The organism is Sulfitobacter sp. 1A15106, assembly GCF_043556995.1.
GTDB classification, from domain to species: domain Bacteria; phylum Pseudomonadota; class Alphaproteobacteria; order Rhodobacterales; family Rhodobacteraceae; genus Sulfitobacter; species Sulfitobacter faviae.
The window spans coordinates 78926-98086 of the sequence record NZ_JBIFFM010000004.1; the positions used below are offsets into that span (position 1 = coordinate 78926).

Sequence of the window (19161 nt, forward strand, 5' to 3'; positions counted from 1 at the left end):
TCAAAAGGTTTCAGACACCCAAGCGGTCGCGCAGCCCATACCACCAAGAGCCCACCACCGAATAGGGCACGCGGAACATGCGCCCGCCGGGGAAGGGGAACCATGGCACATTGGCGAAAACGTCAAAGCGGGTGAGGTCGCCGTCGATCGCCTCAGAGAGGATGCGCCCGAAGGTATGCGATCCGGTCACGCCGTGGCCGCTGTAGCCATGGGCGAAATAGGTGTTGTCGCCGATCCGGCCCATCTGCGGCACGCGGCTGAAGGAGAGGGCGAAATTCCCGCTCCACGCATAGTCGATCTTCACGTCTTTCAGCTGGGGGAAGACCTTGTCCATGTTGCGCTTGAGCTTGGCTTTGATGTCGCGCGGGTCCGCGCCGCCATAGACAGTGCCGCCGCCAAAGAGCATGCGTTTGTCGCCCGACAGGCGGTAGTAATCAAGGATATAGCGGATGTCTTCGACGCAGGCATCGGTGGGTAGCAGCGTATGAGCCTGTGCCTCGCTCAGCGGTTCGGTGGCCATCACTTGGGTCGAGACGGGCATCACACGCGGGGCCAGCGTCGGCACCACGTGGCCGAGGTAGGCATTGCCGCAAAGCACCAGTGTCTTGCAGGTCATCGTCCCCTTGGCCGTGCGGACCACGGGGCGGGCGGCCTCGTGATCGACATCCGTGACTGGGGACATTTCATAGATCGTGCCGCCGTTCTTCTCAAAGGCCGCCGCTTCGCCGAGGGCGAGGTTCAGGGGGTGCATATGGCCACCCGAATGGTCGATCAGCCCGCCTTCGTAGAGGTCGGAATTGACATGGGCGCGCAACTGGTCCTTGTCCAGCATCTCTTGATTGTCGATGCCGTAACTTTGCCAGAGCTTTTGCCGCTCCTCCAACTCGCGCATATGCGCCGTGGTGAGGCCGGTGAAGATGTTCTTGTCCTTGAGGTCGCATTGAATGTCATAGGTGCGGACCCGCTCGCGGATGATCTCGCCACCCTCTTGCACCAGGCCGGCGACAAAGGTCGCGGTGTCCTGACCGTAGCGGCGCTTGATCGTTTGCAGGCTCGCGTTCAGACCGTTAACGATCTGCCCGCCATTGCGCCCCGAGGCCCCCCAGCCCACGCGTGCGCCTTCGATGATGGCGACCCTATAGCCCTTTTCGGCCAGATGCAGGCCGGTCGACAGCCCGCTGTAGCCCGCGCCGACGATGCAGACGTCGATCTCGTGATCGCCCTGCAATTCGGGGCGCGCGGGGGCAGGGTTGGCCGAGGCGGCGTAGTAGCTTGACGTATGGCTGCCGTCTCCGGCGTAGGGATGGCGCGACATCAGACGATCTCCAGATAGGTGTCATATTCGAAATGGGTCACTTGCCGCGCGAATTTGCGCAACTCCTGCGTCTTGCATTCGACCATCATCGTCTGCAACCGGGCAGAGAACAGGCCGGGCACATCCGGCCCCTTGCGGAAGGCGTCGATGGCCGTGGCCCAGTCGAGCGGCAAGTTGTCGAGCTTCATTGTATAGGCGTCGCCGGTGATCGGGGCGACGGGCTGCATGTCCTGCTCGATCCCCAACAGCGCGCCGCCTAGGATGCTGGTGAGCACCAGATAGGGGTTGGCGTCGGCCCCGGCGACGCGATGCTCGATGCGGCGGGCCTTGGGGTCGCCGCCCGGGATGCGGATCGCCGCGGTGCGGTTCTCATAGCCCCAAGCGACATTGGTTGGCGCATGGGCACCCGGCAGCAGGCGACGGTAGGAGTTTTCATGCGGCGCGAAGGTCAGCGTGTTTTGCTGCATTGTGGCCAGCAGACCGGCGACGGCGTTGAGCATCAGGGCCGTGCCTTCCTCCCCGCCGTTGTCGAAGACATTGACGCCGTTTTCATCCACCAAGGAGAAGTGAACGTGAAAGCCGCTGCCCGCCAGATCCCCATAGGGTTTGGCCATGAAGGTGGCGGCGAAGCCGTGTTTGCGGGCGATGCCGCGCACCAGACGTTTGAACAGCACCGCGTCATCGGCGGCGCGCAGCGGATCGTCTACATGGCGCATGTTGATCTCGAACTGCCCCGCCCCGTTTTCCGAAATGGCCGCATCTGCCGGGATGCCCTGCAATTCGCAGGCGTCATAGACCTCGTTCAGGAACTCATCGAAATGCTGCAACTCGTCCAGCGACAGCGCACCGTCGGAATCCAGCCGTTTGCCCGTGACCGGAGAGCAGGGGGCCTGCGGGTGATCCTCGGTCGGGTCGAAGAGGTAGAACTCCAATTCCGTGGCGACCACGGGGGTCAACCCGCGCGCCTTGAACCGCGCGGCCACCTCGGCCAGCGCGCGGCGCGGATCGCCGGGGAAGGGCTTGCCGTTTTCCTGACGCATCCAAAGCATCGCCAGCGCCGTGGGGCGCGTGGTCCATGTGATCGGCATCAGGGGGCGCCCGGTGAAATCGCAAAGCCCGTCGGAATCCCCGGTCTCGAACACCAACTCGCTGTTCTCGACATCCTCGCCCCAGATATCCATGCCGACGATGGACAGCGGCAGACGCAGCCCGCCTTCGACGACTTTGGACACCTGATCGGCGGGCACCCGTTTGCCGCGCATGGTGCCGTTGAGGTCACAAACGCAGGCAAAGATCGATTCGATCTCGGGATGTTGCGCCAGCCACGCGTCGGCTTTGCTCTCGGACATGGGGTTCCTTTCGATATCGAACCTGAAAATGTGATACCATTTGTTGGAATGTCATATCACTATCCGCTTGTCTGTCAATTGCCGCCGCGCGTATGGTCGGCGGCGAAAGACCAAAGGCGGCCAGATGATCGACACCGATAACGATGCGCTCAACATTCCCGAGATCCCCGAAATTCCGGGCGGGACGACGCAAGAATATGTTTACGAGCGGCTGCGCAATGCGATCATGCTGGGCGCGATCACGCCCGGCACCTCGCTGACGATGCGCGGCATTGCGGAGCGGCTCGGCCTCAGCCCGACCCCGGTGCGCGAGGCGGTGCGGCGGCTGAGTTCGGAACATGCCATCCAGATAAAGGACAACCGCCGCCTGACCGTGCCGCTGATTACCCCTGAGCGGTTCGAGGAGCTGGTCGCCCTGCGCATCGCGGTTGAGACCCACGCCGCCCTGCGCGCCTTGCCCTATATCTCGGACATCGTGATCGACCGCCTGACCGAGATCGACGGCAGCATGGACCGCTTTGTGGCCGAGAGGGACGCAGATCAACTGACGCTGCTGAACCAAGCCTTCCACCGGATGCTTTACTCCGTGAACCCCGCGCAGGCGTCCTTGCCGATGATCGAAAGCATCTGGCTGCAACTCGGCCCGTTCCAGCGGCAGGTCATTACCGAGGTGGCGGAATACTATCAGATCGACCGCCACAAAGAGGTGCTGGCCGCCCTCACTGCCCGCGATGGCGCGGCGCTAAGCGCGGCGATTGCCAATGACATCGTCGACGGGGTGCTCGACACGGGCCGCAGGCTGCTGGCGGCAGAGGCGGGCAGATAGAGGGGGCTGCCGTAGGTTAAAAGCGGGGCTGTTTCGTCGCAGTCGCAGGGGCCTTTCGTCTATGACTTTATGGGCCAATTGGGCTAGAACTGCGCCGAACGAAGGGCCGGGGGGGGGCGTTATGCAGGGACATGGGATTGGGGGCCGGGGGCTACAGACGCTCTGCGCGGTTGCGGTGGTCTTGCTGTCGGCCTGCGCACCGCGCCCGGGCGGGGAGACTTTGACGGTGGTGCCCGAGGCCGAAGCCGCGCAGAGTTTGGCGATCACCGTGGCCTCGACCCGCGGGCGCGATCCGCAAACCGGCACCTATACCGACGCCCGCGCGCGGGCGCTGAATTACGAGCGGTTCACCATCGCCATCCCGCCCGACCATGAGGCCAGCAAGATCGAATGGCCGGGTGAAACCCCCGATCCGAACCGAAGCTTTGCGGTGACGGCCCGCGATCCGCTGCCCGCGCTCGATATCCACCGCAGCGGGCGGGGGCGGCAGGATGTGATGGTCTTTGTCCACGGCTATAACCAGACCTTTCCGGAATCTCTGTTCCGTCTGGCGCAGGTGACGGCGGATGGGCATTTGCCCGAGCAGCCGATCCTGTTTGCTTGGCCCTCTGCCGGGACGGTGGTGGGCTATGTCGCGGATAAGGACGCGGCGCTCTATTCGCGCGATGAACTGACCGCCATGCTCAGTACCCTCGCCGCCGACCCCGACGTGGGCGAGATCACGCTTTTCGGCCACAGCATGGGCGGCTGGCTGGTGGTGGAGGCGCTGCGGCAGTTGCGCCTGTCGGGGCAGGATGCGGTGATCGCGCGGCTGAGCGATGTGGTCCTCGCGGCCCCCGACATCGACGTGGATGTCTTTCGCAAACAGGTCGAGGTGATTGGGCCGCTCGATCCGCCCATGGCCATCCTTGTGGCGCCGGACGACCGGGCGCTGCGCATTTCGGCGGGGCTTGCCGGGGCGCGGCCCCGGATCGGGCGCACAAGTGCCAGTTCCCCGGCGGTGCAGGCGTTGGCCAAACGCTATGGCGTTTTGCTGGTCGATATCTCGGCCATCGGCGCGGTGGACGGCACCCATCATAACCGCTTTGCCTCTCTCGTGCAGTTGATGCCGGAGCGGCGCGATGGGTTGGCGCAGGCCCGGGCGCAGGTGGGGGCCTTCATCCTCGACCCCGTCTCGGCCACGCTGGTCGCGCTGTCGCGCTAGGGCGGGCGGCTTGCACTTGGCCCGCGCCGCGCAGTATGGGAGCGCAAGCCACCATTGACCGATTTCCCCAGCCGCAGCGGAGCCAGCCCCATGACCATCACCCATCTTGTCACCCATTCGGGCGGCTTTCACGCGGATGAGCTTTTGTCCTCGGTCATCCTGACCCGGCTCTACCCGGAGGCGGTGCTGATGCGCAGCCGCGATGCCGCGTGGATCACCCCCGGCGCGGGGCGGATCATCTATGACGTGGGCCGCGACTATGACGCCGACGCGCTGATCTTTGACCATCACCAGCGCCCGGGACCGCTGCGCGAGGATGGTCAGCCCTACAGCTCTTTCGGGCTGATCTGGCAGCACTATGGCCGCGACTATCTGCGCAGCTTTGACGTGCCCGAGGCGGATGTGGAGGATATCCACCACAGTTTCGATCAGGGCTTCGTGCTGCCGGTCGACCTGATCGACAATGGCGCGCTTGAACCCTCGGTCGCGGGGCCGCTGGCGGGCATGACCCTGCCGGTGCTTTTGGAGACGCTAAAGCCCGTTTTCGACGAACGGGGTGAGGATGCCGACGACCGCGCCTTCATGGCCGCCCTTCCGGTCGCGCGGGCCTTTGTGGAGGCCGCGATCAAGGGCAAGGCCGCCAAACGCCGGGCCGAGGCGATGGTGATGCAGGCGATTGAGGCGGCAGGCAGCGGGCGCGTCTTGGAACTGCCCACGGGCATGCCCTTCAGCTCGGCGGTGGAAAAGGCCGGGGCCGATCACCTGCTCTTCGTCGTGCATCCGCGGGGGGACGATTGGGCCCTGACCACGATCCGCAAAAGCGGTGATAGCTTTGAGGCCCGCGCCGATCTGCCCGAGGCTTGGGCCGGGCTAACGGATGCCGAATTGGAGGCTGCAAGCGGCGTGCCGGGGGCGAAATTCTGTCACAACGCGCGGTTCATCGCCGTGGCGGCAAATCGCGACGCGGCGCTGCGCATGGCCGAGCTGGCGGTCGCGGAGGCGGGGTAAGGCCGAGGCCCGAAAGGGCCCCGGGCGCAGTCACATATAGGCGTCGGAGGTCAGGAAAAACATCGTTTCGCTGACCTGAACCTCATGGGCGAATGTCCATGTCGGCGCGTGGCGTTGGTAGCGGTCGGAGGCCATGAGCGCGCGAAAAGCGGCTTCGGTCCCCGGCCCCCATGCGCCGTCGATGGCCCCCTTATAATAGCCCTCGTGTTTCAGGCTGTCCTGCACCATCCGGCGCGCGCCAAGGTCGCGGCTTTGAAACAGGGCGCGCACCTCGGCAAGGGTCACCTCCGCCGATTGCGCGCAGAGCGGGCTAACGCTCAAAGACGCGGCACCGATCGCGGCGGCGGTGAAAAATCCTCTTCGCTTCATCGTAAATCCTCTCAAACTATTCCGAAGCCGGAATACAAACGCGTTGGCCTCGGCGCACCCCTCCCCAGGGCGCATTTTCAGTGGGGCTTTGATGGAATCGAATTGCGGTTTTTTCTTGTCCGGTATTCGCTATTTAGGGGAATTTTCGAAAATAGTTCCCGTAAATGGATATGGCTGTGTAATTATCGTTGATCGTCCAGCCAGATCGACAGAAAGCCTTCGGCTTGGGCGGCTGTTTCGGCCTCTTGCAGGGCTTGCCTGCGGACCTCGGCGCGGCGGTTGCGGATCAGATCGATGCGTTTGGCCTCGGCGAAAAGCCCGTTCAGCCTGTCGTGGATGCCCGCGCTGTCTGCGCGCAGGCGCTCGGCCTCGGCCTCTTTGCGATGGATGGTTTCCGAGACGTTGCGGATAAAGGCCGAGACCACCCGCGTCGATTCCACCGCATCGGGATCGCCCCGGTCATTGAGCTGTTCCATCAGGCTGTGGCGTTCGTTTTCGATCTGGGTCAGCGCGCGGTTCACCTCGGCCATCTCCAGCGCGACATTCTCCATCTCAAAGCGTTTCAGCCGTGAGAGCACGGCCAGCCCGTCGCCGCGCTTTGGCTTCACTGCTCTGCGCCCTGTGACAGAACGATGAGCCGCTCGCGCATCCGTTCCAGCATCTCGGCGTCGAGCAGCGGTAGCCCCTCCATCGGGGGGACATGGCCGATGACACCGTGGCGGCGCATGGAATTGGGCAGCCGGGCCTCTGCTTCGGCGGTCTTGTCGACCTCCTCCGCGTCCTTTTCCTTGGCCGGTCCCGCCGCCAGCCCCGGCCCGGCAAGAAGCGCGATCAGCGCGATCAGGGGCAGGGGGCGCATCATACCGCAGGCAGTTCGCGCTGCGAGGCCTCCACGGCGGAGAAGTTCGGCTGTTTCGTCGTGGGAATGTTGCCCCGGCCCAATTCAATGCAGATGCTGGGCGGATGGCCCGCCACGATGGCGACGATGACATCGCGGATCACCGTATACATCGCGCCGTCTTCTTCCTCAATCTGCTCCAACCGGCCTGCGATGGGCTGCACCATGCAATAGGCAAGGAAAACCCCAAGGAAAGTGCCGACCAATGCGCCGCCGATCATCGCGCCAAGGATCTCTGGCGGCTTGTCGATCGACGACATGGTTTTGATCACCCCCAGAACCGCCGCGACGATGCCGATGGCGGGCAGGCCGTCCGCCATGCTCTGGATCGCGCGGGCCGAAACGAGCGCCTCGTGGTGGTGCTTTTTGATCTTGCGGTTCAACACGTCTTCCATCTGGAAGCGGTCGTCGAACTGCATCGACATCATGCGAAAGCTATCGGCGATGAGGTCGGTCAGGAAATGGTCCTTCATCAGCTTGGGGTAGCGTTGAAAGATCGGGCTCGCTTCGGGGTTTTCGATATGCTCGTCCATCGCGACGATGCCCTTGGTCTTATAAAGACGTGCTAGTTCGAACATCAGCGCCAGCAGATCGTTGTAATCCGCCGCCTTCCAGCGCGGCCCCTTGATCACCCGCATCACCCCGGCCAGCGAAGACTTCACCACCGAAAAGGAGTTGGCGATCACGAAGGCCCCCAGAGAGGCGCCGCCGATCATCATGCCCTCGTAGGGGAGGGCGTGCAGGACGATGTCCATATTGCCCCCCGACAGCATGAAGCCGCCAAAGACCAGACCGAAGACCATTACAAGACCAAGCAAGAGTGTCATTGCTGCACACGCCTCCAAAAAGAAACTATTCTTACTTTATCCTTGAGCGAATAGGTCTATACAAGTATTATCTAGGAAAGAACTTGGGTTTCTATGATGAATAGTGGTTTTTCGGTCAAAGAAGAGTTGAAGGGTGATGTCGACGCTCTGCAAGAGCCCGATGCCTTCGCCTATTTCGTCGATCCCTCCGAGCTTTCGGTGCTCGTGCCGGGCTGGCCCGAAGAGATGCGGCTGCTGCTGTGCATGGATGCCGCCGGTCTTTGCGAGTTCGTGGTCTTTCACAATGACGAAGAACATGCAGTTTTCGACCGGGTGGCGGATATCCTCGACCGTCCCGTGGGCAGCTTTGCCGTCAGCCCCGAGGTTGAGGGCCACCCCTGCCGTAGGCTGCTGTTCTCTGAGGAAAATGCGCTGTTGAAGGCCATTCAGGACAGCAAAACGCTTGAGGAAACGGCGGCGGATTATCTGATCAACTACAATTTCGCCCGCGAAGAGGGGCTGGATTTCGACGAGCTGATGCGCCAGCGGCCCGAATTGGACCAGTTTCAGCGCGTCAGCACCAACAAGATCTTTCCCATCGGCAACCGCAAGCGCCGCAAGCTGCGCTCGGGCCCGCCCGAAGGCTATATGCCCTCTGCCGAGGTGCAGCCGGGGGAGTGTTTCTATGTCCGTCTTGAGATGTGGCTCGCCGGGGGGCGCATGCGAATCGCCTCCAACCCGGAGCAGCCGCTGCCCATGGTGCCGACCTTGGTGCGTGACATCGCCTTTCGGGATGATTTCGCATCGGTTTATATCCCCCGTGACACGCTGGCGGCTGAGTGGCGGCCCAAGGATGACATGGTGATCGATATCCCGGCTGAGCTCTTCCCCGCAGGCTTTAGCGACAGCTGCGCGCGCCGCGAAGTGAAGGTCGCGGTTATGCCGCGCGGCATCTTTGTCGAGTTCGGCGCGCCGATTGAGGTGCCCCCGGCGCCCGAGCCTGAGTTGCTCGACCCCGCCGCATTGGCGCCGCAGCCGCCCGCGCCCCGCAAGAGCCTGTGGAAGTCCCTGCATGTGCCGCTGATCGCGGTGGCAGGGCTGGGGGTGACCGGTCTGTTCAGCACGATCATCGCCCAGACCACCGGCAATGACGTAGCCCCCGATCCGGCCCCGAAAAGCGCGATCTTCAAAACCGTCGCGCAGATGGAGCCGTGATGCATTCCGCACGATATGGCGAAAAAGTGCTTGCCAATGCTTGCGCGGGTTCCAAATACAATTCGAATCGTGATAAGAATAAACGGCGAAGAATTATTTATCTTTGCTGCGTCCCTTGCGAAGCGCTCTTTGAATGCTTCGCGAACCTTGCAGAAGGCAAGATTAACTTAACAAGGAAGTTGCTTCATGCCTAATGTACCCCCCAAGCAGAATCTGAGCGATACCGCGATTGCGACCATCGTTTCGGGGTTCGCCAGCCGCAACGACGTGACCATCGACGATATCCTGACCTTGGTCGAGCGTCTGCGCGCGACCCCCGCTGAAGCCCCGGCCACCGCATTGGCCAATATCCCCGCCGCCGCCGTGGCCCCCGTCGCGCCCAAGGCGCGGGGGATGACCGCCGCGCCGGGCGAGCAGCCGATGACCGAAGACACGATCTTTTGCCTGTGCTGCGGCAAGGGGTTCAAGATGCTGAAACGTCACCTCGGGGCCGAACATGGGCTGACCGAAGCGGAATACCGCGTGATGTTCAACCTGCCTGCCGACACGCCGCTGGTCGCGCCGAGCTATTCCAAGCGCAAGGCCGAATACGCCAAACGCGCAGGTCTGGGCAAATACAGCCGCGACAAATCGGACAACAACGCAGAGCTTTCCTGATCTGGCCCCCGTGCCCGGTCTTGCGTAATCGGGAGGCCGCGTGATGGCTGACAAGAAGAACGCGATGATCATCATCAAGCGCTACGACGCGGAGGGCGGCCACGCCCACCACGGCGGCGGTTGGAAGGTGGCCTATGCGGACTTCATGACCGCGATGATGGCGTTTTTCCTGCTGCTGTGGATCCTTGCTGCCTCGGATGAGGAAAAGCTGCGCGGGCTCGCCAATTACTTTACCCCCACGGTGTCGGACGGCGGATCCTCTTCGGATGCGGCGGCGGACCTGCGCCCGTTGATGGCCGCAGGGGTGATGACCGGCGCGGTCGACAACACCGGCAATGTGCAAAAGCCGACCTTTGGCCGTGACAATCCGATGATGGTCTTCGACAGCCGCCTGCGTGACAAGCCCGCCGCCGTGGTCGTGGAATATGCCGAAGCGCCCGAACCCGCGGCGCCCGCCGATCCCGCCACGCTCGCCGCGATCGAGGAATCAGAGCGCCGGCAGTCCGAGATCGACCGCATGGCCGAGGACATCGCCGAGCGGATCACCTCGGACAGCGCTTTGAACGATCTGGCGCGCAATGTCCGGCTGGAGAAATCGAACGGGGCGCTGACGGTTCAGGTCCTGGACCAAGATGAACGGTCGCTCTTTGCGCGGGGCAGCGCCGAGGTAACCCCGAAGACCCGCGAGCTGCTGCTGGCCATCGGCGATGTGATCGCCGAACAGAACCAGCCGGTCGAGATTGTGGGCCATACCGATGCTGCCGCCTTTGGCGCGAACAATGGCTATACGAATTGGGAGCTTTCGGCAGACCGCGCCAATGCCACGCGCCGCACGTTGATGGCCGCGGGCATCGCAGGCGCGCGCTTTATGCGGGTGTCGGGTGTGGCCGACACGCAACCGATCAACACGGTCGATCTCTTGGCCCCGGAAAACCGGCGCATCTCGATTCGCTTGGTCTATCAAGCCGAGTAGACCTTGTTTTCAAGGCTCTATCGGCCCGGTTGTGCGAGATTTCCATCCTAAGCAAAAGTGCGACATCCCTGCCGCTGATTCCCCAAAAAATGGCACGGTCTTGTAAAATTGTTGACGGTCAAGGTCTTGCGATCTAGACCTTATGTAATAATCGAGCACCGGGCACCTAAAAAACCTTTAAAAATCGCCCGGATAAACCATGGACAGAACGTCCTGAACGAGGCGGAAATGCAGGTAAACTCACTTATAGGTGGCATCTGGAAGGGTGCCTGCCACATGGATTCATCGGCCGATGGCCGTCATTTCAACATGCTGATCCGGGCGCTGATTCCGGTTCAAGCTTCGGTCTTCGAGATGCAGGATTGGGCCGGTCATCCGGTGGCAATGCCAGATTGCATCGAACCGATCCCGGGCATTTGCCTTGGCGATATCCTTGCCGAAGAACTCGACGCCGATGTGCCTTATGGCTCGCTCGTCGTTATTCGCAAAAGCGACAATTTCACCAATATCTCCCAAGCCGCCGGTGCGCTGGTGGGCGAGGTGCTGATCGGGATCATCGGGCGCGGCCTGTTCCCGATGATGGACGAAGACAGCGTTCTGCACGCTTTGGGGCAGGCCTACCATCACGCCGCCGAGGCGGATGAGCTGCTCAAGCTGGGGCTTGAGCCCGCCGCCTTCCGCATGGGGCTGAGCACGGTTTTGGGGCAGTACTGGGGCCGTCCGGTCGACAGTCATTCAGTCTTTGCAGCCCCTGCCGAGGGCGCGCAGATCTCGCTGCGTGCGCTGACCGGGACAGAGACGCCCGTGACCCTTAACCAGTGGACCCTGCGGCTGAAAGCCCTCGTCGAGGCCCGCAGCGCACGCCGCGCCTTTGAAGATCAGCGCGGGAACGTGCGGATCTCCTGATCCTACAAGAGCCTTCGGAATCCCGCCGTGGATCCCAAGTTGGAGGACGTCAGATGATCGCTCAACTTCAGGCAGCACCTGCGGTGCCGAATACCGCAGGTCTCGGGCAGCCCTCGGAGAAGGGGGCTGCCGAAGGTTTTGCCGCCCTGATGCAGGGGTTGGCCGGGCAGGGGGGCGCGTCGGAGGCGCAGGGCCAAGACCTGCAAGCCGCCGCGCCAGAGGTGGAAGCCGCACCCGATACGCTGCCCGAGGACATCGACCTTGAGACGGCAGAGGGGCTGATGGCCCTGATGGATCACACCCTGGCGGGGTTGGAGGAGACCAGCCAGCAAATCACCCCGAAAGCCGCCCTCGCCGCATTTGCCGAAGCCTTGGGCGAAGCGCCGCCTGAAAACCTCGGCGCGCTGGAGGCGGTGGCGAATTTGGATGACCCCAGCCTTGAGGCCGCTTTGGAGGAGAGGATCGCCGGTGCCCTGCGCCTGCCCACCCCGGCCAGCCAATTGAGCATCGCCTCGGCGGCGCTGCCGGTTGTGGGGCGTATGGCCATGGGCCAGGCCCAGCAGGGGGCGCGCGTGATGGCCTCCGAAGGGGGCGCGCCGGTGTTGCAGGCCGAAGGCCCTGCCGAACAGAGCGGGTTTAAAACGGTCCTGCCGAGTGAGGGACCGGCCCCGAGAGCCGCCACCGTAGGGGCGACAGAACCGCCCCTCGCCGCGAAGGCCGAGGGCAGTACGACCGCCCCCAAGGTGGACTTGAGCATTGAAGCCGCAGACCCGCGCCTCACAGCCGCCGCCGAGCGTTTCAGCGCCGCTGTCGATGCCGCCAAGGTAGCCCAGCCCGGCACAAATGCCCCGGCGGCAGAGGCCGTCCTGCGCGAGGCCGCGGCTTTGACCGCGCCGCAGGCACCGCAGAGCGAGGGGCTACGCCTCAGCCCGCCGCAGCCCACGCCGGCCCCCGCGCCGAACCCTGCCGCCGCGCCGGAAGAACAGCTTCGCCAGCACGTCAGCCAACAGATCCGCAGCCTTGATACGGCGGACAACAAGCTGCGTTTCTCGCTCTCCCCCTACGGTATGGGCGAGATCGAGATCGAGGTTGTGCGCAGTGAGGCGGGGCGCATGCAGATCGCCATGACCACCGAAAGCGCCTCGGTCCTGAACATGCTGCGGCAAGACCGTGAGCAACTGTTGGACGCGCTGCAATCGCGCGGCATCAGCGCCGAGAATGCGGATCTCGATTTCCAGACCTTCGGCGACAGGGGCCGCAACGGCGGGCAGCAACAGGGCCCTGCGTTTACCCAGACCACAGCACAGGCCGATGACGCGCAGGGCGGTGACGCCGCGCCCTTGGCCCAGACCCCCAGCCCGCGCCTCGGCGCCGGGCAGCTAGATATCCTCACCTGAAAGGCGAGACCATGATCGACGCGACCACAGCAAGCACCCTGAGCACCGCCAACACTTCGGCGGCGGCGACCTCATCCGCTGAACTTCAGGAAAGCTACAACAGCTTTCTCACCCTGCTGACGGCGCAGATTTCGAACCAAGACCCTCTAAACCCGGTGGATTCGACGCAGTTCGTCTCGCAATTGGCGCAGTTGACCCAAGTGGAGCAGAGCATCGCCACCAACGCGAGCCTTGAGCAAATCTCAACCATGCTTTCCACCGTGGGCGCAATGTCGGACCTGCAATTGATCGGGCGCGATGTGCTGGTGCCCTCGACCCAAGTGCGCATGACCGAAGATGAATTCCCGCTGAGCTACCAGCTCAATGCCGGGGCGGAGGAGGTGACCGTTCGGATCTTCTCCGAAGACGGCACGCTGATCCGCGAGATGGCCGGCCCCTCCACCGCCGAAGGGGAGGTGATCGACGTGGAGTGGAACCGCCTCGATTCCGTGGGCCTGCCGGTGCCATCCGATACCTTCCGGGTTGAGATCACGGCGACGGATGCCGAGGGCAACGATGTGGGCGTCACCCCGCTGACCCGGTCCGAGGTGACGCGGGTGAACTTCACCGCCTACGGGCCGGAGTTGGAACTGGATAACGGCGAATCCGTGCTGTCGAACGTGGTGCGTTCGGTACTGTAAACCTGCGCTGTGGCGCGTGTCAGAGCCGCGCCACGTCTTGTTTGTAAAGCGATACGAACATCACATCATCGACGCCCTTATGCTCTTTGCTGATCAGATCCCGCAGCAGCCGCGACAGGGCTTCGCTGTCGATCGCCACGCCGCGCAGCACGGCGCTTTCGGCGGCTAGGTTCATCGCCTGCAAGAGCGAATCGCGCATCCGTGTCGCATCTTCCACCCGGCGGTAGCGTTCGGCCAATTCCAGTGACCCCATCTTGAGCGCGAAATCCGCGACCACATAAGAGACGCTGTTGGTCTTCTCCACCGGGATCGTCATCTGCCCAAGACGCACCACCGTGCGGTCCTTGGCCAGTTCATAACTGTCCATCGGCGCGTGATCATCGCCCTTGGCGGATTTCTCACCTTTCTCGCCATGGGCGTCTTTCTCGGGCGCATGGGCGGCGTCCTTTGCCGTCTCCTTTGCGTCATAAGCGGTCTTGTCATCACTCTTTGTCCCCGCCGCTTCGGCTGGGGCAGGGGCGAGGGCCAGACCGGCGCCATAGCCCGCACCCATGCAAAGCAAGGGGAGTGCTACGAATGCGATTGCTGCCTTTTTCATGTTCGACCTTTCCTGAGCTTTCGTCAGGTTTAACGGTCGATTGCGACGGCAATGGTCTCACTTTGTGACCAAGTCAGGAATTAATAGGGCAGGATCACATCCATCGCGTCTTCGCCGTAACTCCGCTCTTGCGCGCGGGAAAGCGTGCCACGGCCACCATAGGCGATGCGGGCCTCGGCGATCTTGTCGTAAGAAATGGTGTTGTCATCGCGGATGTCGGCAGGGCGCACGATCCCGGCCATGCGCAGCTCACGCAGCTCCTGATTAACCAGTATTTCTTGACGTCCGGCGACGACGAGCGTGCCGTTTGGCAGCTTGTCGATCACCAAAGCGGCGACTTTGAGCTCGATCCGTTCATTGCGCGAAATGGCACCTGACCCGCTGGCCTCCGAGGCCGATCCGACCTCGACGATATCGCCGCTCGGCAGATCGGCGGCGCTGATTCCGGGCAGAATTGCGGCAATTTTCGCGCCATAGCCAAAGAATGTCGGGAATCCGACCGAGCTTGCCCCCTCGCGCTCTCGGTCCGTCGAATTGCGCAGCTGTGCCCGGTCGTCGATGGAGATCACGACCGTAACGATATCGCCGATGTCGTCGGCGCGCTGGTCGGAAAACAGCGGCTGGCTGCGGGCGGTAAAGAGCGAGGCTTTCGCACTGCCGCGCCGGGGCGGCTCCATCGCGACGGCGGGCATCGGCACCTGCACGCGGGCGACCTCGGGGATGGCTTGGCCATCCACCACGATTGGGGAGGGCTGAGGATCGCGGTCGAAATGATCGGCGGTATCGCAGGCGGACAGGGCAAGGGCGGCGCCGAGAATCAAGACAGAGGGGCGCGCGAAAGCGGTGGTCATCGAATGATCTCCACGGTCCCTTCGCCGGTGGCGACGCCGGTGACCGTTTTGTTGCTGACAAGGTTCACGATACGGATTTCCTGCCCCTCATGCGCGTCATCAAGCGCGCGCCCGGGTGAGGAGAGGGCCAGAAGCCCGTCGCTGAAATAGATCTCCACCCGCTCGCCCCGGTTGATAACCAGCGGCTGAATGATGGACTGCGTCTGAATGGGCCGCCCCGGCGTCAGCACGCGGCGCACCTGTTTGCCGACGACCTCTTCCATATCCGTCATCACATAGGCGCCGATCCTGCCCACGGGCAGGCGCATGACGGTCAGGTCGTCTTCCATGATGATGTCATCGGGCAGCAGGCGGGTGATGGGCACAGGGACCGGCATGGTGACAAGGGCGTAGCCCGCGATGCGCTGCACCTCGCCCGTCTCAAGCACCGCATTGGCCAGAAACTTGCCGCTGCGCGGGTCCATCCAGAACTCGGCCAGCGTCAGTACCTCTTCGGCGGGGGCGTCCTTGACCGTGATCTCGAAGGCACCCTCTTGCGGCAGGCTGTCGGCGTAGTCCACCCGCGCGCGTTCCTCGACCAACACGCCGATGGGCGCCGACAGGGCAGGGCCCGTCAGCGCCATCAGGCCAAGGAAGAGGGCGGCGAGCGGTCGCATTAGCGGATTTGGTTCGCAGCCGAGAGCATCTGGTCTGCGGTCTCGATGGATTTTGAGTTCATCTCATAGGCGCGCTGCGCCGAGATCAGATCGGTGATCTGCTGGATAACGTTCACGTTGGACGCTTCAAGATAGCCCTGACGGATCATCCCCGCGCCCGGATCGCCGGGGTTCACCACCTGCGCCTCGCCCGAGGCTTCGGTCGCCAGCAGGAAGTTGTTGCCCACCGGACGCATCCCCGGCTCATTGACGAAGGTGGTCAGGTTGAACTGGCCCAGTTCCACCGGCACGGGATCATTCTCAACATAGGCCATGACGACGCCCTGTTCGTTGATCTCGACCGCCGTGGTGTTCTCGGGCACGACCATGCCGGGCTCGACGCGGTAGCCCTGCATCGTCACGATCTCACCCTCGGGGGAGAGTTGGAACGACCCGTCGCGCGTATAGGCGGTGCCGCCATCGGGCAGCGTGACCGAGAAATAGCCCCGCCCGTCAATGGCGACGTTAAGCTGGTTTTCCGTGGCCACCATGCCGCCTTGGGTGTTCAGCCGCACGGTGCCGGCGGTCTGCACGCCCATGCCGATGTCGATGCCCACGGGGCGGGTCGATCCGGCCTCAGAGGTGACGGCGCCTTCGCGCTGCATGGATTGGTAGATTAGATCTTGAAAGGCGGCGCGGCTGGCCTTGAACCCGGTGGTATTCGCGTTGGCGATGTTGTTCGAGATCACATCGACATTGGTCTGCTGTGCCATCATGCCGGTCGCGGCGATGCTGAGTGCCTTCATTGTCTCGTTCCTTCCGTTCTACGGATGCCGGGTCAGACCGCCTGCGCGATCCGTTTGAGCGAGTCGCGGCGCAGGTCGTCCGCATTGCCCATCATGGTATTGGTGCGCTCATAGGCGCGCTGCACGTCGATCAGCCGCGTCATCTCGCGCACCGAGTTCACGTTGCTAAGCTCCAGCGTGCCTTGGCGCACCTGCACGGCTTCGGCCACGCCCGGTTTGGCGGCCCCCTCAGGTGCGACAAGCATGCCGCCGCCAAGCCGTTTGTAGCTTTGAATTTCAGGGATATCGAAGACCCCGATCCGGCCCAGCGGGCCGGTCTCACTGCCCGAAATGGTGCCGTCCTCGGAAATGTTGATATCGCCCATGCCCGCAGGGGGCAGTTGGATCGGCGCACCGCCCGCGTCGAGCACTTTGGCCCCCGACAACAGGGTCAGATTGCCCTCAGGGTCGATCGCAAAGCTGCCATCGCGGCCAAAGGCCTGCTGACCGTCGGCGGTTTGATAGCTGAACCACCCCTCACCATGCAGCGCCACGTCCAGCGGGTTGCCGGTTTGCGACAGCGCGCCGGGGCGGGTGTCGATGTAGGAGCCGGTATCGCTGACGAAAGCCGCCTGATCGTCGCCAAGCGCAGTGTTGTCCTGCAACAGCGCCTCGAACACCACATGTTCGCCCTTGTAGCCCGCGGTGCTGGCATTGGCGATATTGTTGGCGGTGATGTCGAGTTGGCGCTGGAGGGAAGTCGCCAGCGACATGCTGATATGGCTGGTTTCCGTCATGGCGGGCCTCAGTTTGGGCAAGGATGGCGTGACATTATGAAGATCAGTGTGAAATAAAGAATGGATCTTTACAAGAATAAAGTGCATCTATTCATATAATGAAGCATCTGCACAACATTGTTCTTGGCCTGTCTTTGCTCCTGGCCCCGGCCGCGACGGCGGAGGAGGGTGCTGTCTTTGCGCCTCTATCCTTGGCCGAGCAGGGGGAGCAGGACTTTCTAACCGCGCGTGAAGGATTGATGACGCGGCTGGCAGAGGTCTCCGCGCCGGAGGATCCTGCGCGGGCCGAGGTGTTGCTGGGGCTGGCGGAATTGCACCTTGCTTGGATGATGCGCCCCGAGGCGGCGGGCTTTCTGGAAGCGCTCGACGCCGAAACCCTCACCGGCGACGCGGCGCGGCGGCATCGGACCCTAAGCCTCGCGCTCGCCCTGCTCGACGGGGGCGCAGATGGCGATCTGGGGCAGGCGGTGTCATGGTCCGTCGGCTGGGGGCAGGGGCAGGCTCTGCGCGCAGCGGCCTTTGCCCGGCTGGGCGCGGTGGAGGAGGCGGCGCGCTTGATGCCGCGCACCTTGGAAAGCCTCGCTGACCTGTCACCAGCCATCCAAGCCGCCGTCTTGCCCGATCTGCTCGAAGCGGCGCTGGAGGCCGAGGATTGGGAGGTGGCGCAGGCTTTGGCCGGGCAATTCCCCGACCATGCCGAGCTGCGCGATGGCCCTGCCTATCGCTACCTTCTGGCCCGCGCCTCAGAGGTGTCGGGCGATCTTTTGATGGCTTTCGATGGCTATGTCCAAGCCGCACAGGGCCGCGATGCCTATGCGCAACGGGCGCGGCTCGCGCTGGTCCGGATGGGGCGCGAGACTGACACTCTGCCGGGACAAGACGCGCTGTCGCTATTGAAAACCGCGCGCTGGATGTGGAGCGGGGATGCCCTCGGGCGCGAAGGCGCGCAGCTTTTGGCAGAGGTCGCCGCAGAGCAGGGCGACACCGATACCGCCATGTGGGCGCTGCATAATTTGCTGCGCACCGCCCCTGAAGAGGAGGCCGACGCGCTACGCGCACAGGCGCGGGCGATCTACGGTGCCTTCTATGCCGCGGGGGCGGCGGGGGAGATCGACCTCGGCCCTTTCCTTGAAGGGCACACCCGTATCAGCGCCCGTTGGCGTTTCGATCCGGGTTTTGTCGGCCATGCCATGGCCGTGCCGCAACGCCTGCTGGATACCGGGATGACCGCCCTTGCCGCGCGGAAGTATCGCGCCCTGCGCGAAATGGCCCAGACTTTGGAGCGGGGCGGGGCGACTGCCCCTGATGCAACCCTTATGGCCCGCTTGCGGCGCGGCGAGGCGCGCGCGCTTTTGGCGGGCGGGCAGGCGGATGCGGCGGTGGACCTGCTCAGCGGCTATGCCGACGATCAGGGCGCTGAGGCCGAAGCGCTTTTGGTCGAGGCTTTGGCGCAGGCGAGCCGGTCGGATGAACTCGCCGCCCTGCGCCTGCGCGCCCAAGACATGGACCTGCGCCGCAGCCGCGCGGTGGCCCTCTACGAGACGGGCAAATGGGGCGCTGCACGGCAGGCCTATCTTGAGATGTGGGAGGCGCACCCCCAGCAATTTGCCTTTGCCGATGCCACGCGCCTGACCCTCACCGCCTATCAGGCGGGCGACAGTGCCACGGTCGCAAGGGCCGCCACGGCCTTTCCCGCGCTGGCCGACCTGCCCGGCTGGGCCGAGATCGCCACAGGGCTGGGCGCGCGCCCTGCCGAAGAGGGGCCGCTGGGGTCAGACGTGATGCGGCTGAGCATGGAGAGCGCGGACCGTATCCTAGATGCCGTGACCAAGGTCACGGACGTCAAGGAAAGTCAGTGACATAAATATCAAATACAAATTTTATTCTTGCTT

At 63.6% G+C, this 19161-nt stretch carries 21 protein-coding genes; 10 read left to right on the plus strand and 11 right to left on the minus strand.

The features are described from left to right. Nucleotides 1–10 precede the first annotated feature (10 nt). Both ACGYKA_RS07350 and ACGYKA_RS07355 read right to left on the minus strand, forming a co-directional pair. Nucleotides 11–1315, minus strand: coding sequence for an NAD(P)/FAD-dependent oxidoreductase (locus tag ACGYKA_RS07350; protein ID WP_394411007.1), 1305 nt, complete (start codon nucleotides 1313–1315; stop codon nucleotides 11–13). Next, nucleotides 1315–2664, minus strand: a complete 1350-nt coding sequence (locus ACGYKA_RS07355; protein WP_394411004.1) for a glutamine synthetase family protein — start codon at nucleotides 2662–2664, stop codon at nucleotides 1315–1317. Before ACGYKA_RS07355 ends, ACGYKA_RS07350 begins: the two co-directional genes overlap by 1 nt. A gap of 124 nt (nucleotides 2665–2788) precedes the next feature. Here ACGYKA_RS07355 and ACGYKA_RS07360 point away from each other — a divergent pair, with 124 nt between their 5' ends. The 3 genes from ACGYKA_RS07360 (at nucleotide 2789) to ACGYKA_RS07370 (ending at nucleotide 5702) form a co-directional block, all read left to right on the plus strand. Beyond that, nucleotides 2789–3490, plus strand: coding sequence for a GntR family transcriptional regulator (locus ACGYKA_RS07360; protein WP_394411001.1), 702 nt, complete (start codon nucleotides 2789–2791; stop codon nucleotides 3488–3490). A gap of 121 nt (nucleotides 3491–3611) precedes the next feature. After that, the gene (locus ACGYKA_RS07365; RefSeq protein ID WP_394410998.1) at nucleotides 3612–4694 is read left to right on the plus strand and encodes an alpha/beta hydrolase; all 1083 of its coding nucleotides are present in this window, start codon (nucleotides 3612–3614) and stop codon (nucleotides 4692–4694) included. A gap of 90 nt (nucleotides 4695–4784) precedes the next feature. Next, complete coding sequence (locus ACGYKA_RS07370; protein WP_394410995.1) at nucleotides 4785–5702, plus strand: MYG1 family protein; 918 nt, start codon at nucleotides 4785–4787, stop codon at nucleotides 5700–5702. A 30-nt stretch (nucleotides 5703–5732) separates the two neighbouring features. Here the strand turns inward: ACGYKA_RS07370 and ACGYKA_RS07375 are convergent, their stop codons facing one another. The 4 genes from ACGYKA_RS07375 to motA all read right to left on the minus strand — a co-directional run bounded on the left by ACGYKA_RS07375 (nucleotide 5733) and on the right by motA (nucleotide 7796). Continuing rightward, entirely contained in the window at nucleotides 5733–6071 is a 339-nt protein-coding gene (locus ACGYKA_RS07375; protein ID WP_067262423.1) for a peptidoglycan-binding protein, read from the minus strand. A gap of 182 nt (nucleotides 6072–6253) precedes the next feature. Further along, nucleotides 6254–6679, minus strand: a complete 426-nt coding sequence (locus ACGYKA_RS07380) for a hypothetical protein (protein WP_394410992.1) — start codon at nucleotides 6677–6679, stop codon at nucleotides 6254–6256. Continuing rightward, nucleotides 6676–6933, minus strand: coding sequence for a hypothetical protein (locus ACGYKA_RS07385; protein ID WP_394417767.1), 258 nt, complete (start codon nucleotides 6931–6933; stop codon nucleotides 6676–6678). The genes ACGYKA_RS07380 and ACGYKA_RS07385 overlap by 4 nt, the downstream gene beginning before the upstream one ends. Then, entirely contained in the window at nucleotides 6930–7796 is an 867-nt protein-coding gene (gene motA, locus ACGYKA_RS07390) for a flagellar motor stator protein MotA (RefSeq protein ID WP_067262415.1), read from the minus strand. Before motA ends, ACGYKA_RS07385 begins: the two co-directional genes overlap by 4 nt. A 93-nt stretch (nucleotides 7797–7889) precedes the next feature. Here motA and ACGYKA_RS07395 point away from each other — a divergent pair, with 93 nt between their 5' ends. The 6 genes from ACGYKA_RS07395 (at nucleotide 7890) to ACGYKA_RS07420 (ending at nucleotide 13603) form a co-directional block, all read left to right on the plus strand. Further along, nucleotides 7890–8990, plus strand: a complete 1101-nt coding sequence (locus ACGYKA_RS07395; protein WP_271692065.1) for a hypothetical protein — start codon at nucleotides 7890–7892, stop codon at nucleotides 8988–8990. 186 nt (nucleotides 8991–9176) lie between these two features. Further along, on the plus strand, nucleotides 9177–9647 hold the full coding sequence (locus tag ACGYKA_RS07400; protein WP_394410984.1) for a MucR family transcriptional regulator: 471 nt from the start codon (nucleotides 9177–9179) through the stop codon (nucleotides 9645–9647). A 43-nt stretch (nucleotides 9648–9690) separates the two neighbouring features. Beyond that, complete coding sequence (locus ACGYKA_RS07405; RefSeq protein ID WP_394410981.1) at nucleotides 9691–10620, plus strand: flagellar motor protein MotB; 930 nt, start codon at nucleotides 9691–9693, stop codon at nucleotides 10618–10620. Between the two features lie 276 nt (nucleotides 10621–10896). Beyond that, nucleotides 10897–11526, plus strand: coding sequence for a hypothetical protein (locus tag ACGYKA_RS07410; protein ID WP_394410978.1), 630 nt, complete (start codon nucleotides 10897–10899; stop codon nucleotides 11524–11526). 53 nt (nucleotides 11527–11579) lie between these two features. Then, entirely contained in the window at nucleotides 11580–12923 is a 1344-nt protein-coding gene (locus ACGYKA_RS07415) for a flagellar hook-length control protein FliK (protein ID WP_394417764.1), read from the plus strand. Nucleotides 12924–12934: 11 nt separating this feature from the next. Beyond that, nucleotides 12935–13603 (plus strand): flagellar hook assembly protein FlgD, encoded by a 669-nt coding sequence (locus tag ACGYKA_RS07420; protein WP_394417762.1) that lies wholly within the window; start codon nucleotides 12935–12937, stop codon nucleotides 13601–13603. A gap of 19 nt (nucleotides 13604–13622) precedes the next feature. On the opposite strand, the gene ACGYKA_RS07425 is transcribed toward ACGYKA_RS07420, so the two are convergent. The 5 genes from ACGYKA_RS07425 to flgF form a co-directional block, all read right to left on the minus strand. Beyond that, complete coding sequence (locus ACGYKA_RS07425) at nucleotides 13623–14201, minus strand: hypothetical protein (protein WP_394417759.1); 579 nt, start codon at nucleotides 14199–14201, stop codon at nucleotides 13623–13625. A gap of 80 nt (nucleotides 14202–14281) precedes the next feature. Next, nucleotides 14282–15052: a flagellar basal body L-ring protein FlgH gene (locus ACGYKA_RS07430; protein ID WP_394417756.1), complete on the minus strand. Its 771-nt coding sequence runs from the start codon at nucleotides 15050–15052 to the stop codon at nucleotides 14282–14284. Beyond that, on the minus strand, nucleotides 15049–15708 hold the full coding sequence (gene flgA, locus ACGYKA_RS07435; RefSeq protein WP_394417753.1) for a flagellar basal body P-ring formation chaperone FlgA: 660 nt from the start codon (nucleotides 15706–15708) through the stop codon (nucleotides 15049–15051). The genes ACGYKA_RS07430 and flgA overlap by 4 nt, the downstream gene beginning before the upstream one ends. Further along, nucleotides 15708–16493 carry a flagellar basal-body rod protein FlgG gene (flgG, locus tag ACGYKA_RS07440; RefSeq protein WP_067262392.1) on the minus strand — a complete coding sequence of 262 codons (786 nt, stop codon included), beginning with the start codon at nucleotides 16491–16493 and terminating at the stop codon, nucleotides 15708–15710. Before flgG ends, flgA begins: the two co-directional genes overlap by 1 nt. A gap of 32 nt (nucleotides 16494–16525) precedes the next feature. Beyond that, a complete protein-coding gene (gene flgF / locus ACGYKA_RS07445) occupies nucleotides 16526–17269 on the minus strand; it encodes a flagellar basal-body rod protein FlgF (RefSeq protein ID WP_394410973.1) in 744 nt (247 codons plus the stop codon). Nucleotides 17270–17367: 98 nt separating this feature from the next. Here flgF and ACGYKA_RS07450 point away from each other — a divergent pair, with 98 nt between their 5' ends. After that, nucleotides 17368–19128 carry a hypothetical protein gene (locus ACGYKA_RS07450; RefSeq protein ID WP_394438414.1) on the plus strand — a complete coding sequence of 587 codons (1761 nt, stop codon included), beginning with the start codon at nucleotides 17368–17370 and terminating at the stop codon, nucleotides 19126–19128. Nucleotides 19129–19161 lie beyond the last annotated feature (33 nt).